This window comes from Micromonospora vinacea, from assembly GCF_015751785.1.
Lineage (GTDB): Bacteria > Actinomycetota > Actinomycetes > Mycobacteriales > Micromonosporaceae > Micromonospora > Micromonospora vinacea.
The window spans coordinates 3,271,477-3,289,610 of the sequence record NZ_JADOTY010000001.1 but is presented as its reverse complement, the minus strand read 5'-3'; the positions used below and the strand labels follow the sequence as shown (position 1 = coordinate 3,289,610).

The 18,134-nt window shown below is 71.3% G+C and carries 15 protein-coding genes; 8 read left to right on the top strand and 7 right to left on the bottom strand.

Going from position 1 to position 18,134, the window contains the following annotated elements; translation table 11 throughout:
* Nucleotides 1-92 precede the first annotated feature (92 nt).
* A complete protein-coding gene (locus tag IW249_RS15750) occupies nucleotides 93-929 on the top strand; it encodes an SCO4651 family lipoprotein (protein WP_196921455.1) in 837 nt (278 codons plus the stop codon).
* 184 nt (nucleotides 930-1,113) lie between these two features.
* On the opposite strand, the gene IW249_RS15745 is transcribed toward IW249_RS15750, so the two are convergent.
* The 3 genes from IW249_RS15745 to IW249_RS15735 form a co-directional block, all read right to left on the bottom strand.
* Nucleotides 1,114-1,926 (bottom strand): DUF4352 domain-containing protein, encoded by an 813-nt coding sequence (locus IW249_RS15745; RefSeq protein ID WP_196921454.1) that lies wholly within the window; start codon nucleotides 1,924-1,926, stop codon nucleotides 1,114-1,116.
* 418 nt (nucleotides 1,927-2,344) lie between these two features.
* Nucleotides 2,345-3,172: a DUF3152 domain-containing protein gene (locus tag IW249_RS15740; RefSeq protein WP_196921453.1), complete on the bottom strand. Its 828-nt coding sequence runs from the start codon at nucleotides 3,170-3,172 to the stop codon at nucleotides 2,345-2,347.
* A gap of 164 nt (nucleotides 3,173-3,336) precedes the next feature.
* A complete protein-coding gene (locus tag IW249_RS15735) occupies nucleotides 3,337-4,515 on the bottom strand; it encodes an ROK family transcriptional regulator (protein WP_196921452.1) in 1,179 nt (392 codons plus the stop codon).
* 163 nt (nucleotides 4,516-4,678) lie between these two features.
* On the opposite strand from IW249_RS15735, the gene IW249_RS15730 reads away from it, so the two are divergent.
* The 6 genes from IW249_RS15730 to IW249_RS15705 are packed head-to-tail and all read left to right on the top strand — an operon-like array spanning nucleotide 4,679 to nucleotide 9,708.
* Nucleotides 4,679-5,407, top strand: a complete 729-nt coding sequence (locus IW249_RS15730) for an amino acid ABC transporter ATP-binding protein (RefSeq protein ID WP_196921451.1) — start codon at nucleotides 4,679-4,681, stop codon at nucleotides 5,405-5,407.
* A 19-nt stretch (nucleotides 5,408-5,426) separates the two neighbouring features.
* On the top strand, nucleotides 5,427-6,395 hold the full coding sequence (locus tag IW249_RS15725; RefSeq protein ID WP_196921450.1) for a glutamate ABC transporter substrate-binding protein: 969 nt from the start codon (nucleotides 5,427-5,429) through the stop codon (nucleotides 6,393-6,395).
* A 16-nt stretch (nucleotides 6,396-6,411) separates the two neighbouring features.
* Nucleotides 6,412-7,056, top strand: a complete 645-nt coding sequence (locus IW249_RS15720) for an amino acid ABC transporter permease (protein WP_030337216.1) — start codon at nucleotides 6,412-6,414, stop codon at nucleotides 7,054-7,056.
* Nucleotides 7,053-7,922 carry an amino acid ABC transporter permease gene (locus tag IW249_RS15715; RefSeq protein WP_196921449.1) on the top strand — a complete coding sequence of 290 codons (870 nt, stop codon included), beginning with the start codon at nucleotides 7,053-7,055 and terminating at the stop codon, nucleotides 7,920-7,922. Before IW249_RS15720 ends, IW249_RS15715 begins: the two co-directional genes overlap by 4 nt.
* Nucleotides 7,919-8,968 (top strand): asparaginase, encoded by a 1,050-nt coding sequence (locus IW249_RS15710; protein ID WP_307788602.1) that lies wholly within the window; start codon nucleotides 7,919-7,921, stop codon nucleotides 8,966-8,968. The genes IW249_RS15715 and IW249_RS15710 overlap by 4 nt, the downstream gene beginning before the upstream one ends.
* The gene (locus IW249_RS15705) at nucleotides 8,965-9,708 is read left to right on the top strand and encodes a copper homeostasis protein CutC (RefSeq protein ID WP_196921448.1); all 744 of its coding nucleotides are present in this window, start codon (nucleotides 8,965-8,967) and stop codon (nucleotides 9,706-9,708) included. Before IW249_RS15710 ends, IW249_RS15705 begins: the two co-directional genes overlap by 4 nt.
* Nucleotides 9,709-9,788: 80 nt before the next feature.
* Here the strand turns inward: IW249_RS15705 and IW249_RS15700 are convergent, their stop codons facing one another.
* The 3 genes from IW249_RS15700 to IW249_RS15690 all read right to left on the bottom strand — a co-directional run bounded on the left by IW249_RS15700 (nucleotide 9,789) and on the right by IW249_RS15690 (nucleotide 14,582).
* Nucleotides 9,789-11,495: a SulP family inorganic anion transporter gene (locus tag IW249_RS15700; RefSeq protein ID WP_307788601.1), complete on the bottom strand. Its 1,707-nt coding sequence runs from the start codon at nucleotides 11,493-11,495 to the stop codon at nucleotides 9,789-9,791.
* Complete coding sequence (locus IW249_RS15695) at nucleotides 11,492-11,830, bottom strand: ArsR/SmtB family transcription factor (RefSeq protein ID WP_196921447.1); 339 nt, start codon at nucleotides 11,828-11,830, stop codon at nucleotides 11,492-11,494. The genes IW249_RS15700 and IW249_RS15695 overlap by 4 nt, the downstream gene beginning before the upstream one ends.
* Nucleotides 11,831-12,137: 307 nt before the next feature.
* Nucleotides 12,138-14,582 carry a glycoside hydrolase family 2 protein gene (locus tag IW249_RS15690; RefSeq protein ID WP_307788600.1) on the bottom strand — a complete coding sequence of 815 codons (2,445 nt, stop codon included), beginning with the start codon at nucleotides 14,580-14,582 and terminating at the stop codon, nucleotides 12,138-12,140.
* A gap of 112 nt (nucleotides 14,583-14,694) precedes the next feature.
* On the opposite strand from IW249_RS15690, the gene IW249_RS15685 reads away from it, so the two are divergent.
* The gene (locus IW249_RS15685) at nucleotides 14,695-15,714 is read left to right on the top strand and encodes a LacI family DNA-binding transcriptional regulator (RefSeq protein ID WP_196921445.1); all 1,020 of its coding nucleotides are present in this window, start codon (nucleotides 14,695-14,697) and stop codon (nucleotides 15,712-15,714) included.
* A gap of 6 nt (nucleotides 15,715-15,720) precedes the next feature.
* On the opposite strand, the gene IW249_RS15680 is transcribed toward IW249_RS15685, so the two are convergent.
* Nucleotides 15,721-18,087: an EAL domain-containing protein gene (locus IW249_RS15680; protein WP_307788599.1), complete on the bottom strand. Its 2,367-nt coding sequence runs from the start codon at nucleotides 18,085-18,087 to the stop codon at nucleotides 15,721-15,723.
* Nucleotides 18,088-18,134 lie beyond the last annotated feature (47 nt).

The window sequence follows — 18,134 nt, the reverse complement described above, 5'->3', positions numbered from 1 at the left end:
GAAAACGCGGTGCCCCCGCATCGACCGCGTGGGCTAGCGTGTCGTCGGTCTACTGGGGATCGCCCCAGATTCTTACGGGGGAAGGCGTGTACGTGTCTTTTTGGAAGAAGCCGGCTCTGGTGGCGGTCTCGGCGCTCACCGCGTTCGCCGTCTCCGCCTGCGGTGTGACGTCCGGCGCGTCGGACGAGCCGAAGCAGCCGAAGCAGCCCAGCGTCCTGGAGTTGCTGGCCAGTGATCTCAAGGGATCGCTGCTGAAGACGGCCGAGACCACCGACAAGACCGACTCGGTGACCGTGACGATGACGGGCACGATGGGCGGCGAGAAGATCTCTATGCAGGGCGTCCTCGACCTGGGTGACCCGCTCAAGGCCGAGATGAAGATGACCGACGCGAAGGGCGACACGACCACCGTCCGGATGATCGGTGCCGTGATCTTCGCCGAGATTCCAGCGGAAAACCGCACGGGTACGGGTGGGAAGCGCTGGATGAAGATGGACCTGACCGGACTGAGCAAGATGGCAGGCACGGACTTCACCAAGCAGTTCGAGGACGCCGACCCGGTCAAGCAGGTCAAGACGCTGCTCGCCATCGACGGCACGACGGTGGTGGGGCAGGAGACGGTGAACGGGGTGCCAACGGTCCACTACACCGTCACCACTCCGGTGGCGACCTACCTCAAGCAGATCGATGCCAGGCGCCGGGACGCCACCGAGCAGACGCTGGCGACGCAGGGCGTCAAGGAGTTGAAGGTCGACCTGTGGGTCGACGAGCAGTACCGCCCACGTCGGGCCGGCCTGGTGATGGGCACGATGGGCGACATGGTGATCGACTACACCGACTACGACAAGGCGGTGGCCATCGAGACGCCACCACCGGCAGAGACCACCGATCTCGCCGAGATGCTGGAGGGCCTGACCACCACCCGCTGATCAGTTGCCGGTGGCTGGCTGCCCCGCAGCGCCGTAACGACGAGGCCCCCGGCGTGTGCCGGGGGCCTCGCTCTTCACTGAGGCGCGACCAAGCGCGACGGTCGGTTGGGCACTTCAATGGACGGGCCGGACGTCAAGCGCATCGTGACAGCGGTCGGGGCGTCGTCGCCGGGAAGTTTGGCGATCACAGGGTGACGACGGCGTCCTCGGCGAGGGTGAACAGCCCGGCGTCCAAGGTGATCGTCTTGAGCTTGGTGCCCTTCGGAACGTCGAAGAAGACGTTCGCGGTCACCGAGTTGCCCGGATTGATCTCATCGAGGAATCCTTGCCCGTCATCATTGCCGTAGATCCCGGCCTCTCCGTCGACCTCGTATTTCCGGCCACTCCCGTCCTGCGCGGAAATACTGCCGTCGGCGTGGAAGCTGTGCGCCTTCTTAGTAACGTTCTTGACCGTCACGCTGACTCTGCAGAACGTGCCCTGCGCCTTGGTGTTGAGGAACTCGCTGCCCACCTTCGCGATCCCACACTTCACGCTCTTGACGGTGAATTCGAAATCACCGCCGCGTACCTTGTCGCCGATGCCGGCCGCCTTGGGCTTCGTCTCTGCGGGAGCCGCCGAAGTCTTGGCCGGTGTGGGTGCGACCGCCTCGTCTGCGAGTGGCGCTGCGCTCGCGGCAACGCTGTTCGTGGCGGCGGGTGCGCCACTGCTAACGGCGGCGGCGTCAACCTTGTTGTCATCAGCGGTAAGACTGACCACCACGGCACTACCACAGCAGAGCACCACGACGGCGCCGATCCCGATGAGAGTGGGCAGTAGCCAGGATGCACGCTTCTTGGGGGTGGGCGACGGCGGGAACTGGTTGGGCGGCAGCGGAGACTGACCTGCCGGGGCCGGCGGGAACTGCCCGGCGGGCACCTGCGAGAACTGAGCCGTCGGCGGCATCGGCGACTGGCCGGCGGGGAACTGATTCTGGGCAGGCTCGTTGGGTACCGTCATCGAGTGGTGTCTCCCGGGTCTTGACTGGCGCTGGTGCGCAGAGAACCAAAGCGCTTCGCACAGTGCCATAGGCACACTCGGAAATTAGTCCTCCGGCCAGGCGGAAACCACATGACGAGGCAGCTCAGAACGCACCCACTCTGACAGTTCAATGTCAGCCGTTCAGGCAATTCTTGAACTCGGTCCAGCAAATATCGAATGCCTCCACGCTCAGCTCTGTCAGATATCCTACAAAAGGCCTCTTTGTCTGACGGCTGGCCTGTTGATTCCCCGATCAGGGGCCGAAGGAAAGAGCGCCTTCGCCGCAGAGCCGGCACAGCTGGGAGGACATCGACTGCGGCACCCATTCTCGAGCATGCGACCCCATGGAAACCGTCCAATTCGGTGGACCGCAGGCCATCAGGTCCGGATCATCAGGTCAGGACGGCGCCCAGGGTCCGCTGACGAACTGCCCGTTGCCGACGAACGGGCTGACGTTGGGCACGCACCCGCCCAGGCCCATCGTCTGGGTCATCATGACCGGGGCCGGCTTGCCGCGACCGCCGCACTTCATGTGGGCGAAGCCGAGGAAGTGACCGAACTCGTGATTGATCACGCCGGCGTGGTACTCGTCGATGCTGACCGGATATCCCGGTGAGCCCTGGAGCCACCGCCGCAGGTTGATCATGATGGTCTTGCCGTACTTGCAGGAGTAGACGCCCTCGGTGTCGACGCCGCTCGCGCCGCAGAGTCGGTCCACCGCCCTCGGTGTCGCGAGCCGCACGTCGACGTCGACAGTCGAGCTGCCGACCCGCTGGAAGGACCACGACGCCCGGGTCAGGTTCACCGCGGAGTTGGTGACCGGGTGCTGTGCCGACGTGGCCCACCCGTTCGGCGCCGCCAACACCTGCTCAATGCTCGCAGCGAACCGGTCCGGCTTCCAGGCCGGGATGTCACCCCAGGCGATGCCCTTCTCCACCGAGACGCTGTACCGCACTCGCTTCTTGCCCTTGCCGATCACGCGACCGTTGCCGCTTGCGGTGGTGAAGGTGCCGGCGGCCCTGGTGGGGATCTGCGCGTCGGTCGGAATCTTCGGAGTCGGGCTGGAGGTCGGGGTGTCGCTGCGGCTCGGAGCCGAGCTCTGCGCACTCGGGCCGGTGTGTGGGACCTCGACCTGCCCGGACGCCGGTGTGGACAGGCCACAGGCGGCGGTCGCCAGCACCGCTGACAACGAGATCGGCACGAGCAGCCGTCCGTTGATCCGCACGTCGAAACCTCCAGGAGGGATCACGGGTCAGTGAGAACACCGGGAGGTTACGTGACTGCCTGTAAGGAAAATGTCAGGACGATGTGCGGCGGGAACCGGCCGATAGCTCACATATCTGGCTTGCTGCCCAGGACGGATCACGCTGGGTATCGGAGCAGGCGAGGTCAGGCGGCCGCTACGACGTGATCGATCACCAGGTGGGCGGCACCGGTGATGCCGACGTCCTGGCCGGCGGCGACCCGCTCGATGAGCAGGGTCTGGGTGGCCAGCGGGAGACACCGCTCGTAGAGGGTGGCGCGCATGCTGGCCAGCAGCGGCTCACAGTCGGCGAGCCGACCGCCGATGGCCACCACCTGCGGGTTGAAGAAGTTGACCACCACGGCCAGGATCTCGCCGACGGCACGGCCGGCCTGTCGGGCGAGGGCCGTGGCCTGCCGGTCACCGTCGTCGATCAGGCGGATCACACCGGTCAGGTCGGACACCGGTACGCCCTGACCACGGAGCGCGGTGACCAGTGCGGCGCCGCTGGCCACCGCCTCCAGACAGCCGGCGTTTCCACAGGTGCACGGTGGCGCGGGATCGGCCACCACCCGGCAGTGGCTGATGTCCCCGGCCGAGCCCTGCGCGCCCCGGTGCAACCGTCCACTGGAGATCACACCGGAGCCGATCCCGGTGCCAGCCTTGATGTAGACGGCGTGGTCCAACTCGGGGTGCGCGGTGCGGTGCGCGCCGAGCGCCATCAGGTTGGCGTCGTTGTCCACGATGACGGGCACGTCGACCCGGCCGGCGCAGAACGCGGCGACGTCGAAGCCGTTCCAGCCGGGCATCCGCGACGGGCTGACGATCCGCCCGGTGGCGTGCTGGACCGGGCCGGGGATCCCGATGCCGACGCCGCGGAGCGCGCCTGTCGCCGAACCGCCGGACGAGGCCGCCGGTTCGCCGTCCACCAGGGTGGCGACCTCGGTGAGGAGCGCACCGAGCACCGCCTCCGGGCCGTCCTCGATGCGGACCGGCAGGGTGCGGGCCTGGACCACCCGCCCGGAGAGATCCAGTGCGCCGACGCGGGCGTGATGGGCGCCGAGGTCGATGGCGCCGACCACGGCACCGCCGGTGGGCACGGCGAGCTGGCGGGGTCGCCGCCCGCCCCGGGACCGCCCGGCGCCGGTCTCCTCCAGCAACCCCTGGCTGATCAACGCCTCGACCCGCTGGGACACCGTCGACGGGGAGAGCCCGGAGAGGCGGGACAGGTCGGCCCGACTGACGGCCGCACCGGTGGCCACCCAGCGCAGTAGCTCCCGGGGGCCGCCCCGGAGGGCTTCGCGTGGCGCGTCGTCAATCGTCACGTCAGCTTCTTAGCACCCGCAGTTTGTTCAAGCAACCGGTTGACTTAGTTTCCTGGCTACTTTTAGATGGCGCTGTTGGTTCGATATGAAGCTGACTTAGTTTTGCAGTCGAAGGAAGTGGGGCCGTCTGGTGGCACCGGAGACGACGGGTGCGAACCGACCGATGGTGTCGGTACGCGGCCTGAACAAGTGGTTCGGTCCGCTGCACGTGCTCAAGGACATCGACCTCACCGTGGCCGCCGGCGAGGTGGTCGTCGTCGTGGGGCCCTCCGGCTCCGGCAAGTCGACACTGTGCCGCTGCCTCAACCGGCTGGAGACCGCCGGGCAGGGCAGCATCGAGATCGACGGTGAGCCGCTGCCCGCCGAGGGCCGCGCCCTCGCCCGGCTGCGCGCCGACGTCGGCATGGTCTTCCAGTCCTTCAACCTCTTCGGCCACAAGACGGTGCTGGACAACATCACCCTCGGCCCCACCCGGGTCCGCCGGATCGCTCGACCCGAGGCGCGGCAGCAGGCGATGGCCCTGCTGGAGCGCGTCGGTATCGCCGACAAGGCGGACCACCACCCGGCCCAACTCTCCGGCGGGCAGCAGCAGCGGGCCGCGATCGCCCGGGCCCTGGCGATGCAGCCGAAGGTGCTGCTCTTCGACGAGCCGACCTCGGCCCTCGACCCGGAAATGGTCAACGAGGTGCTCGACGTGATGGTCTCCCTCGCCGCCGAGGGGATGACCATGATCGTGGTGACCCACGAGATGGGTTTCGCCCGTCGCGCCGCCGACCGGGTGGTCTTCATGGACGACGGCCGGATCGTCGAATCCGGCGCTCCCGACGAATTCTTCGCAGCTCCGCGCACCGAGCGGGCCCGCGACTTCCTATCCAAGATCCTCCAGCACTAGCCCCCAACGGGAGGGTGTCATGTCAATCCTCAAGATGAGCTTCACCGGGCGGCGGTCGCTCGCCCTCACCGCCACCGCGGTGGCGGTGACCCTCGCCGCCGCCGGCTGCGGCGGCGACAGCGGCGGCGGCGCACCGACGTTGCCCGGCAACCCCGGCCTGGGCGGGGACGGCGTGGTCGCCCAGTCGGTGTACGACGCCGCACCGGTCGCCACCGACGCGGACATCCCGGCGGGTTCGACGATGGAGGCGATCCGCAAGCGCGGCTACCTGAACATCGGTGGTTCCCTGGACGCGCCGCTGCTCGCCCAGCAGAACCCGGTCAGCGGCACCATCGAGGGCTTCGACGCCGACATGGCGAAGCTGCTGGCGAAGTACATCATCGGCAAGCCCGAGGTGAAGACGACGACCATCGGCACCCAGACCCGGGAGGCCATGCTCCAGGCCAAGTCGGTGGACGCGGTCTTCCAGACGTACACGATCACCCCGCAGCGGGCCACCCAGGTCGCCTTCGCCGGGCCGTACCTCACCTCCGGCCTCGCCGTCGGGGTCCGCAAGGACGACACCTCGATCAAGAGCGTCAAGGACCTCGCCGGCAAGACCGTGATCGTCGGGGCGAACACCCCCGCCGTCACCGCGCTGCCCTCGGCCGCGCCCGGCTCGAAGCAGATCGCCTTCGGCACCGACCCGCAGGCGTTGCAGGCGCTGCTCCAGAAGCGCGGCGACGCGTACGTGCAGGACTTCACGCTGCTCGCCTCGGGCGCCAAGGCGAACCCGGGGATGAAGGTGGTCGGCGAGCCGTTCACCACCGAGGCGTACGGCATCGGCCTCAACAAGGAGGACGCGCAGTTCAAGGAGTTCGTCAACAACTGGCTGAAGAAGATCCAGGCCGACGGCACGTGGGCGAAGGTCTGGGAGGGCACCCTCGGCTCGGTGGTGGAGGGTGGCGCGCCCACCCCGCCCGCCCTCGGTTCCGCCGACGGCTCCTGAGCAGTCTCCCGTACCGATGGAAGCCCTCACCGCCCACCTGAGTCAGCTTGGCCACGGCCTGGTCACGACGGTCGAACTGACCGTCGTGACCACCGTCGGCGCGATGCTGCTGGGCATCGTCGTGGCCACCCTGCGGATCGCTCCCGTCCCGCTGCTGCGTGCCATCGGCACCGCTTACGTCGAGGTGTTCCAGAACCTGCCGCTGCTGGCGCTGCTGGTGCTCTTCGTGTTCGCGCTGCCGACCATCGGCATCACGTTCCCGCTGTTCACCTCCGCCGCCATCGTCATCGCGGTGTACGAGGGGGCGTACCTGGCCGAGGCGATCCGCGCCGGGATCAACACGGTCGGTGTGGGCCAGGCCGAGGCAGCCCGTGCCATCGGGCTCACCTTCGGCCAGTCCCTGCGGCACGTGATCCTGCCGCAGGGACTCCGGGCGGTGATCCAGCCGATCGGCAACATCTGCATCGCGCTGCTGATGAACACCTCGCTTGCCGCCGCCGTCGGCGTGGTCGAGCTGACCCAGGCGGCCAACAACGTGAACCTGGTCGAGGCCCAACCGATCGCCGTCTTCACCGGCGCGGGCCTCGCCTACATGCTGCTGGCGCTGATCATCGGTCAGGTCACCGGCCTGCTCGAACGAAGGCTGGCGATCGTCCGATGAACAAGACGCAACAGATCCTCTTCGACGAGCCCGGCCCCCGCGCCCAGCGGCGGATCCGGATCGCCACAGTGCTGGGCGCGATCCTCCTGGTCGGCGCCCTGGTCGCGGCCGTCTACCAGTTCGCCAGCCACGGCGAGTTGGCCGCCGCCCGGTGGGAGCCGTTCACCACCTGGCCGATCTGGCGGTACCTGCTCAACGGTCTGTGGGCCACGCTGCGCGCCGCCGCCGCGACAGCAGTGCTCAGCGCCGCGCTCGGGCTGCTGCTGGCGCTCGGTCGGCTGTCTACGCATCGACCGCTGCGCTGGCTGGCCGGCGCGTACGTGGAGATCTTCCGGACCGTACCCACCCTGCTGCTGATCTACGTGACGCTGTTCGCCCTGCCGCAGTACGGGCTGAACTTCCCGCTGTTCTGGAAGCTCGTGGTGCCGCTGGTGGTCTCCAACTCGGCGGCGTTCGCGGAGATCTTCCGGTCCGGCATCCTGGCGCTGGACCGTGGCCAGACCGAGGCCGGCCTCGCGATCGGCCTGCGCCGTGGGCAGGTGATGGCGCTGGTGGTCCTGCCGCAGGCGCTGCTCCAACTCGCCCCGTCCCTGGTCAGCCAGCTGGTCGGGCTGCTCAAGGACACCTCGCTCGGCTTCGTGGTCAGCTACACCGAGCTGCTCTACAGCGGGCAGGTGCTCGCCTCGTACACCCACCTGCTGATCCAGACGTTCCTGGTGGTGGCGCTGATCTACCTGGTGGTCAACGCCTCGCTGTCGAAGTTCGCCCGCGTACTCCAGGCCCGCAACGGCCGCTTCGGCGGCCGGCGCGGACGGCGGACCGCTGAGCTGCCCCCGCCGCTTCTCGAAGGGAACACCCCCCGGTGACCATCTTCCGCTACGCCGAACTGGCCCGGGTCGTGCGCAACGGCTTCGTCGAGAGCCGGCACTACGGCAGCGTCGTGGTGCTCGCCCCGGACGGGACTGCCGCCCTCTCCGCCGGCGTACCCGACGAGCCGGTGCTCCCCCGCTCCACCCTCAAGCCGGTGCAGGCGTTGGCCTGCCGGATCGCCGCCGGCGACGAGCTGACCGGCCCGGCGCTGGCGCTCGCCGCCGGTAGTCACACCGGCGACGACCGGCACGTCGAGGTGGTTCGGGCGATGCTTGCCCGGGCCGGCCTGACCGAGGACGCGCTCGGCTGCCCGGAGGACTGGCCGGAGGACGAACCGACCCGGGATCGGCTGATCCGCGCCAACGGACAGCGCGACCGGATCCGGATGAACTGCTCCGGCAAGCACGCCGCGATGCTCGTCGCCTGCGTCGCCCGGTCCTGGAGCACCCACGACTACCTCGACCCGAACCATCCGCTCCAGCGGGAGACCGCCGCCGCCGTCGCCCGGCTGGCCGGCGCGCCGATCGCGCACCACGCTGTCGACGGCTGCGGCGCACCGCTGTTCGGCCTGTCGCTGACCGGCCTGGCCCGCACCTTCCAGGCGTTGGTCAACGCGCCCGCCGGGAGCGACGAGGCACTGGTGGCGCAGGCCATGCGCGAACACCCGGAGTACGTCGGCGGCTGGCACGGGCACCCGAACACCGACCTGATGCGGGCGCTGCCCGGCGTCCTCGCCAAGGGTGGGGCCGAGGGCGTGCTCGGGGTGGCCGCACCGGACGGTCACGCGGTGGCGGTGAAGGCGATCGACGGTTCACCCCGAGCCACCACTGCCATCGCCCTCGCCGCCCTCGCCGCCCTCGACGCCGTGGGCGTACCGGTGGGTGGGGCCGACGCGCTGCGCCAGGTGCCGGTGCTCGGCGGCGGCGTACCGGTCGGTGCCGTCACGGCCGTCATCGACTGGACCACAGCATCGTCTCGGACCGAAGCGGCATCGTCTCGCACGGAGGCGGCATCGCCTCGCACGGAAAAGGAAGAATCATGAACACATTCGAGATCTGCATCGACAGCGTCGAGGGCGCGGTCGCCGCCGAGGAGGCCGGCGCCGACCGGGTGGAGCTGTGCTCCGCGCTCTTCGACGGCGGGCTGACCCCCAGCCTGGGCACCATCGAGACGACGCTGCGCGCGGTCAGCCGGATCCGGGTACACGTGATCGTCCGCCCCCGGGCCGGCGACTTCATCTACTCGCCGTTCGAGATCGAGGCCATGGAGCGGGACGTGCGGGCCGCTGTGGCGGCCGGCGCGCACGGCATCGTGATCGGCGCGTTGACCGCCGAGGGCGACGTCGACGTGCCGACCACCCGCCGGCTGATCGCCGCCGCGGGCGACGCCAGCATCACCTTCCACCGGGCGTTCGACATGACCCGCGACCCGCACGCGGCGCTCGAGCAGCTGATCGAGCTGGGCGTGCACCGGGTGCTCACCTCGGGTCAGGAGGTCAGCGTGCTGGAGGGTGCTCCGCTCATCGCCGACCTGGTGCGCCGGGCCGCTGGCCGGATCGTCATCATGCCGGGCGGTGGCATCACCCCGCGCAACATCGCCCGGATCGTCGAGGCGACCGGCGCCGACGAGTACCACTTCGCGGCCCTGGTCAGCTCGGACAGCCCGGCCGTGCACCGCAACCCGGCGCCGCTGATGGGTGGCAGCCTGAACCGGCCCGAGTACGAGCGCTCCGGCACCTCCGGCGCCCTGGTCGGCCAGGTGCTCGCCGCCGCCCGCGCCTGACCGCCGCATCGCGCCCCCGGGCGTGATGATCGTGCGCGAACATGGAAGTAGTGGCCTCCCCAGCGTGGGAGGCCACTACTTCATGGATCGAGCACGATCGTGGCAGCAGTCTCCGCCCCGGTTCGTCCGCCGCCTAGCGCGACGGTGCGGGCGTACCGGATGGCGGCGGGCGTGTCCGGGAAGAGCAACTCCTCGCTGCGCAGGTCGTCAGCCACCCCCAGTGTGGCCAGCACCTGGTCGTGTGCGGGGGTGATGCCGGAGAGCAGGACGACGATCCCGCGTCCGCGTAGCCGCCGGATCGCATCGCCGAGGACGTGCGCGCCGGTGGCGTCCATGGTGGTCACCCGGGACATTCGCAGGATGACGACACGGACGTCGGTGACCTCGGAGAGTTCGAGGAGGAAGGTGTGGGCCGCAGCGAAGAAGAGCGGCCCGTCCAGCCGGTACGCGACGATGTGTTCAGTGAGCAGCGCGTACTCCTCGGCGCTGTGTTCCCCTGGGTCGAGGGGCACCTGTTCCAGCCGGGCGCTGCGGGCCACCGCGCGCAGGGCGAGCACCACGGCGACGCCGACGCCGACCGCGACGGCGGTGACGAGGTCCCAGATCACCGTGACGGCGAAGGTGAGTACCAGCACGACGGCGTCACCCCGGGTGGCCCGGGCCAGCGCCCACAGCGAACCAGCCTCCACCATGCGGACGGTGGTGGCCAGCAGCACCCCGGCCAGGGCGGCGAGCGGGATCCGGCCGACCAACGGCGCGGCGGCCAGCACGATGGCCGCGAGGGCGACGGCGTGGGTGAGGGCCGCCAGCTTCGAGGCCGCCCCGGCGCGGACGTTGACAGCCGTCCGGGCGATGGCGGCGGTCGCCGGGATGCCGCCGAAGAGGGGGGCGGCGAGGTTGGCCATCCCCTGACCGAAGAGTTCCCGGTCCGGGTCGTGCCGCTCGCCGACGGTCATGCCATCGGCGACGGTGGCGGACAGCAGGCTCTCCAGGGCGGCGAGCGCGGCGACGGCGAGGGCGCTGGGAAGCAGCACGCCCAGTGCGCCGAGGTCGAGGAAGCTGAGCGAGGGCGCGGGCAGGCCCTGCGGCAACGCGCCGATCCGGATCAGATCGACCGGGATGACCTCGGCGAGGACGGTGGCGGCCCCCACACCGAGCAGCGAGAACGGCAGGCCGGGTCGCCACCGGCCACCCAGCAGCATCAGCGCCGCGACGGCGAGGGCCACCGCGAGCGCGGCCGGCCGCGGGTGTACGACGAAACGGGCGACCGCGTCGAAGGCGACGGCCCAGACCTTTTCCCCGTGCGCGTCGCTGACGCCGAGTGCGGCGGGCACCTGTTGCAGCGCGATGACCACGGCGATGCCGGCGGTGAAGCCCTCCAGCACCGGGGTGGGCAGGTAGCGGACGTACCGGCCCAGGCGGGCCACGGCGAGCGCGATCAGCACCAGGCCGGCCATCGCCCCGACCATCAGCACGCCGGTGGCTCCGAACTGCTGCACCACCGGCACCAGCACCACCGTCATCGCCCCGGTCGGCCCGGAAACCTGGAGGTTGGAGCCCCCGAAGACAGCAGCCACCGCACCGGCGATCACGGCGGTGATCAACCCGGCCTGGGCGCCCAGGCCGGAGGTGACACCGAACGCCAGGGCCAACGGCAGCGCCACCACCGCCACGGTGAGCCCGGCCAGCAGGTCCCGGCGCGGTGAGCGGTGGACCGCGGCCCAGTCGGCCCGGCCGGGCAGCAGCCCGAGCAGCCGCTCTCGGGCCACCGGGATGGCGCTGCTCACCTGTCCGCGCCGGTGGAGCGCAGCTCCCCGAGGAGGCCGTCCCGGTCGGTGAGGACCGCGCCGAGGATCCGCCGCCCGGCGGCCAGCAGGTCGGCCACGTCCGGGGTGCTGAGCGCGTACATGACGAGGGGACCGTCGCGGTGTGAGGTGACCATCCCGGCGCGGCGCAGCACGGCGAGCTGCTGGGAGAGGTTGGAGGCCTCGACCTCGATGACGGCGAGCAGGTCCCGGACCGGCTTCGGGCCGTCCTGGAGCAGTTCGAGGACCCGGATACGCACCGGGTGCCCGAGCGTGCGGAACAGTTCCGCCTTGGCCTGGTACAGCGGCACCGACATGAGATCCCCCCCTCGACGCGAAGACTTTATCACTTGAACAAGTCTTCAACTTGATGTCACGACGCTGTCCCAGGCAAAACCGGCGGGATGGAGCGCACCATAGTGCCGACCTTGATCAGCAGCCGGCCCCTCGCCCTGGTGAGGGCGCACAGGCCACCCCCACCCCCTTTGCTCTGCACCCCAATAAGCACCAGCCGCAGACCGTAGCCGTCGCGCCCGCGGGTGCAGAGCAAAGGACATCAGGAAGTAGTGGCCTCCGCAGCCACGGGAGGCCACTACTCCATCGATCGAGCACGATCTTGGAACGTCAGGCGAGGTCGTTGACGCAGCGCAGCACCGGGCGGGCGACGAGGGCCGCCGGGTCCAGCAACCCGTCCGCGTGCACGGTGAAGGTCGTCGACTCGCCGTGCAGCAGAGTGACCAGGGCTGTGTCCACAGTGGCCGACGCATCCAGCCGGTCCGGGAAGAGCGTCAGGTCGCGCAGCACCGTGCGCGCCGTGACCCTGACCCGCTGCCCACCGTCGACCGGCTCGACCGTCGCGTCCCAGGCCGCCGCCGGCCACTCCACCTCCCGGTCCTCGGCGAAGAACCACAGGGCGCGCTCCGCGGTGCCACCGGCCTCCGCGACGAGCAACTCGCGCCGGGCATCCTCCGGCCGCACCAGGTCCGCCGGCAGCGCCAGCACCACCGAGGAGTACGCCGGGACGTCGAGGTCGACCGAGGTCTTCGCCCTCGGCTCCCCGGTGAGCGTGAACCGGGTGACCGAGACCGGCGCGGTCCATGGCTCGGCGGTCTCGTTGACAGCGACCAGGGCCAGCCCACCGTCGCGGGGCTGCACGGTGAGCAACCGGTCGGCGTACGCGTGGCGCAGCGCGTACCACAGGGGTTTGCGGCGGCCGTCGCCGTCGACGGCCGACCAGGAGGTCACCGGCCAGCAGTCGTTGAGCTGCCAGACGATGGTGCCCGCGCAGACGTCCCGGTGGGAGCGGAAGTGCTCCACGCCGAGCCGGATCGCCCGGGCCTGGTTGAGCTGCGTCAGGTAGTGCCAGTCGTCGAAGTCCGCCGGTGCGGGCAGGTGCGCGTCGAGGCCCCGCTGGAGCTTGACGTCACCGCCGGCCGCCTTCTGGTGGTGCGCCATGCCCGGTGAGTCGTGGGCGAGGGGTTCGTCGCTCAACGCCCGGCGCAGCGTCGCGTACGCCGGTGGGGCCTGGTAGCCGAACTCGGCGACGAAGCGCGGGACGTACTCCCGGTATTTGGTGTAGTCGTCGGTGTTCCACACGTCCCAGATGTGGGTGGTGCCGTGCGCCGGGTCGTTGGGGTGGATCGCCTCGCTGCCCGACCAGGGGCTGCCCGGCCAGTACGGGCGGGTCGGGTCCAGCTCTCCGACGATCCGGGGCAGCACGTCGAGGTAGTAGCCGCGCCCCCAGGTGCGCCCGGCGAGGGCCTGCTGCCAGTCCCAGTCGTGCCAGCCCCAGATGTTCTCGTTGTTGCCGGTCCAGAGCACCAGCGACGGGTACGGCGCGAGCCGGGTCACCTGCTCGGCGGCCTCGGCGGCCACCTCGGTGCCGAACGGCTCCTCCTCCGGGTACGCGGCGCAGGCGAAGAGGAAGTCCTGCTGGACGAGGAGACCGCGTTCGTCGGCGAGGTCGTAGAAGTCCGCCGACTCGTACCGGCCGCCGCCCCAGACCCGCAGCAGGTTGACGTTGGCCGCGACCGCCTGGTCGAAGCGTTCGGCCAGCCGGGCCCGGGTGATCCGGGTGGGGAACGCGTCGTCCGGGATCCAGTTGACCCCGCGCACGAAGACCGGGACGTCGTTGACCGACAACGCGAACGGGGTGCCGTGCTCGTCGGGTGTGGTGTCGATCCCTACCGAGCGGAAGCCGATGCGGTGCGACCAGGCGTCCACTGTGTCGCCGTCCGGTGCGTGCAGAGTCACCTCGATGGGGTGACGGGTCTGGTCGCCGTACCCCCGGGGCCACCACAGCGCGGGCTCGCGGACGGTGAGGGTCAGCACGGCCGTGCGCTGCCCGGCCGGGACGACCACCTCGGCGCGGACGTCGGCCACGGCGGCCCGGACGGTCAGCGGGACGTCCGCGACCCGGTCGACCTCGACGTGCACCTCGACCCGGCCGTCGCGACCGTCCATTGTGACAAGTGGGCGGACGGTGGCCAGTCGGGCGGTCGACCAGGCGTGCAGGCTGATCTCCTGCCAGATGCCGGCGGTGACCACTGTCGGCCCCCAGTCCCAGCCGAAGTTGCAGGCCATCTTGCGGATGAAGTGGAACGGCTCCGGGTAGGCGTTGGGCCGGTCGCCCAGCCGCTCCTGCTGCGCCTCGGCGTAGCGGTACGCGGAGTCGAACGTGACGACCAGGTCGTTGTCCCCGTCCCGCAGCAGCGCTCGGACGTCGAAGCGGTAGCCGCGGTGCATGTTCGCGGTGCGGCCGACCTCGACCCCGTTGACTGTGAGCGTGGCGACGGTGTCCAGGCCGGCGCAGACCAGGTCGACGCGCTCGTCGTCGCCCGTCCGGTGGACGAAGGTGGTCTGGTAGACCCAGTCGGTGCGCCCGATCCACGCCACCGCCCGCTCGTTGTCGTCGAGGTAGGGGTCGGGGATCAGCCCGGCGTCCAGCAGATCGGTGTGCACGCAGCCAGGTACTGTCGCCGGAACGGACCGGCCGGCGACAGCCTCCGGCACCTGCGCTCCGGGGACCGCTCGCACTGTCCAACCGTCGTAGAGTGCCTGTCGGCTCACGATTTCCCCGCACCTTCTGCATCGAAAGATGCTGACTGAACCGGATAAGCTGAGCCACCGTACGGTTCGGAAATCCGGGCTGTCAACGGCCACAGAGCGAAGGAGCACGCCGGTGAAGCGGCCGACCATCGCCGACGTCGCCCAACGCGCCGGGGTGTCCAAGGGCGCCGTGTCGTACGCGCTGAACGGGCAGCCCGGCGTCTCCGAGGCCACCCGGCAGCGCATCCTGGCCATCGCCGCCGAGATCGGGTTCAGCCGCAGCAGCGCCGCCCGCGCCCTGTCGGCCGCCGCCGCCGGGGCGATCGGTCTGGCCCTGTGCCGACCGGCCCGGACCCTCGGCGTCGAGCCCTTCTTCATGGCTCTGATCAGTGGCGTCGAGGCCGAACTCTCCGCCCGCTCGTACGCGCTGACCCTCCAGGTGGTGGCCGACCACGACGCCGAGATCGCCGTCTACCGGCGCTGGTGGGGCGAACGGCGCGTGGACGGGGTGCTCGTCTGCGACCTGCGCACCGACGACCGGCGCATCCCCGCACTCGAACAGCTGCAACTGCCGGCGGTGGTGATCGGCGGCCCCGGCGGCACCGGTGAGCTGGCGAGTCTCTGGTCCGACGACGCCGCCGCGCTGACCGAGACGGTGGAGTACCTGGTCGCGCTCGGGCACCGGCGCATCGCCCGGGTCGCCGGCCTGCCCGACCTGCGGCACACCGAGATCCGCACCGACGCCTTCGCGGCGGTCCGCCAACGGCTCGGCCTGGTCGACGCGGTCACCGTCTGGTCCGACTACACCGGCGAGGAGGGCGGCCGGGCCACCCGCCGGTTGCTCAGCTCGGCCAACCGGCCCACAGCTGTCATCTACGACAACGACGTGATGGCCATCGCCGGGCTCTCCGTCGCCCAGGAGATGGGCCTCACGGTGCCCGGCGACCTGTCCATCGTGGCCTGGGACGACTCGCCGCTGTGCCGCCTGGTGCACCCGCCGTTGACCGCGCTGGGCCGGGACATCCCGGCGTACGGGGCGCACGCCGCTCGGCAACTGCTCGCCGTCGTCGCCGGGCAGCCCGCCGGCCGGGTGCAGGACGAGACGCCCCACCTCACGCCGCGCGGCAGCACCGCACCGCCCCGCGACAGATGAACCGGTTCAGCGCGACGCTGAGGGAAACTCCTCGAAGTACGCCTCGACCCGCTCGGCCGTCGCCGGACGGGCCAGCGCGAACCCCTGCCCGTACCGGCAACCACCCCGGCGCGCCCCCTCGACCTGGGTCGACGACTCCAACTCCTCGGCGACGATCTCGACGCCCAGCCGCTCGCCCACGTTGACCACCACGTCGATCAGCGGCGGTTGCCCGTCCGGCCGGGCGCCCACCAACTCCGGGCCCACCTTCAGCAGGTCGATCGGCAGTCGGCGAAGCTGGGCCAGTGAGGCGTGCTCGGCCCGGAAGTCGTCCAACGCCGTGCGGACGCCCAGCGACCGGAGCCCGGCCAGCCGAGCCACCACTGTCGGCAGGTCACCGGCGACCCGCGGCTCACTCACCTCCACCACCAGTCGCTCCGGCGGCACCCCGTACGCGGCCAGCACGGCCGCGAGCCGCTGGACGAAGTCCGGAGTGGTCAGCTCCCGGGTCGTCACGTTGACCGCCATCCACAGCTCCCGGACGCCCACCGACCAGTCGGACAACTGCCGGCAGGCCCGGTCCAGCACCCACCACTCCAACTCGCCGACCAGGTCCAGGTCCTCGGCGACCGGCAGCAACTCGGCCGGGAGCACCGTCCCGAGCACCGGGCTGCGCCAGCGCAGCAGCGCCTCCGCGCCCACCGGCTGCCCGTCGGCCAGGTCGACCACCGGCTGGTAGACGAGGTCCAGCTCGCCGCGCGCCACCGCACCGGGCAGCTCGCGCTCCAGGTCGAGGCGGCGCACCAGCTGTTCCTCCAGGAACGCGTCGTACCACTCCACCCGGTCCCGGCCCAGCTGCACGGCTCGGCGTCGGGCCAGCTCGGCCTGCCGGAGCACGTCCGCCGGCCCGGCGCCGCTCACCTCGGCCAACCCGACGCTCGTCTGCACGCGCAGCATCGCGCCGGCCAGCCGGTAGGGCGGGCTGAGCGCGGTCAACAGTCGGGTGCCCAGCGCGTACGCCAGCACCGGGCCGGCGGCGGTGACCACCGCGAAGCCGGTACCCGTGCAGCCGGTGACCAGATCGTCAGGAGCGATGACCGCGCGGGCCCGGTGCACCGCCTCGGCCAGCACGTCCTCCCGGGCCGTCGGGCCGACCCCCTCGGTGCCGTGCAGGTCCACCAGCAGCAACGCGCCGGCCGGTGCCGGAACGTCGCCGATCGCGGCCAGGGCGTCCAGCAGGGCGGCCCGGTCACCGCGGCTCCCCGCCGCGGGCCGCCGGTTGAGCCCCGACCACGCGGAATCGTGATCAGGCGACCAGGTCGAGCCGGCACCCATCGTGGTGGCCGCGCCCTCCCGGGGGGCGGGCCCCCGCTCGGGCGGCGACTCCGGCGTGCCCGGCCAGCGTCCCGGGGCCGCCCGGCGGTGCCGCAGCGACCGGCCGGCCGGTCGCCGGTGGGCGGCCCGTCGACCGGACACGGGCGCGTCATTCGCCCGCAGCAGCTCGCGCAGCACCAGGGGTGGCACCGCCGCCAGGGCCAACAGCACGCTCGTGGGGTCCGGTGCGCGGCCGGCCCCCAGATGCAGACCCGACGCCAGCAGCAGCACCGCCGCGGGGAGCACCAGACGGGGCCAGGCCGCGGCGACCGGCTCCGCAGGCTCCGCGTCGTCCACCGCATCCGCCGCACCGACCGCGACGAGCAACATCCCGAACACCAACGGGGGTACGGCCAGCAGGGCCGCCCGCCCGCCCGGCGCGGACGGCAACGTGGCCAGCAGCACCAGCCCACCCATTGTGAGCAGGACGCCGCCCCGGCAGACCGCCGCACCGGAGCGCCGCCGCGGCCCCGCGAACGCGTTCAGTGCGGCCATGCCCAACCCGCCGAGCGCCAACGCGCAGACCAGCCGAACCGGGACCGGCGGGCCGCCCTCGGGCAGCAGCAGCCAGCCGGCGAGGGCCAGACCGACGGCCGGACCTGTCGACTCGACCAGCCACCGCAGCCGGACCGAGGCCGCCGGCCGGGAACGGCCGGGGAGTCGGTACAGGCCGGTCGTCGAGAGGGCCGCCACGACCAGTGACCCGATCAGCACGGCCAGGGTGTGCCCGATGCCGGCCAGGGGCAGCACGACGGCGGTGAGGCCCGCCGTGACCACCGCCGCGTCGAGCAGCACACCCGCCGCACGCGGTGTCGGGTCGGCGCCGCGCCGGGCGGCCAGTCGGGAGAGGCGCAGCCCGGCGAGCGTGGCGCCGGCACCGGCGGCCAGCGCGATCACCACCGACGTCGGGACCAGGTCGACGGCACCGGCGAGGAGGAGCAGCGCCACCGCCACGGACGTGGCGGCCTCGGGTGCCGCACGACGGGGGACGAGGACGCGGAACGGGTACGCGAGGAGCACGGCGGTCGCCTTCGTGAGGGGGCACGGGGGCGGTGCGGCGGTGCGGG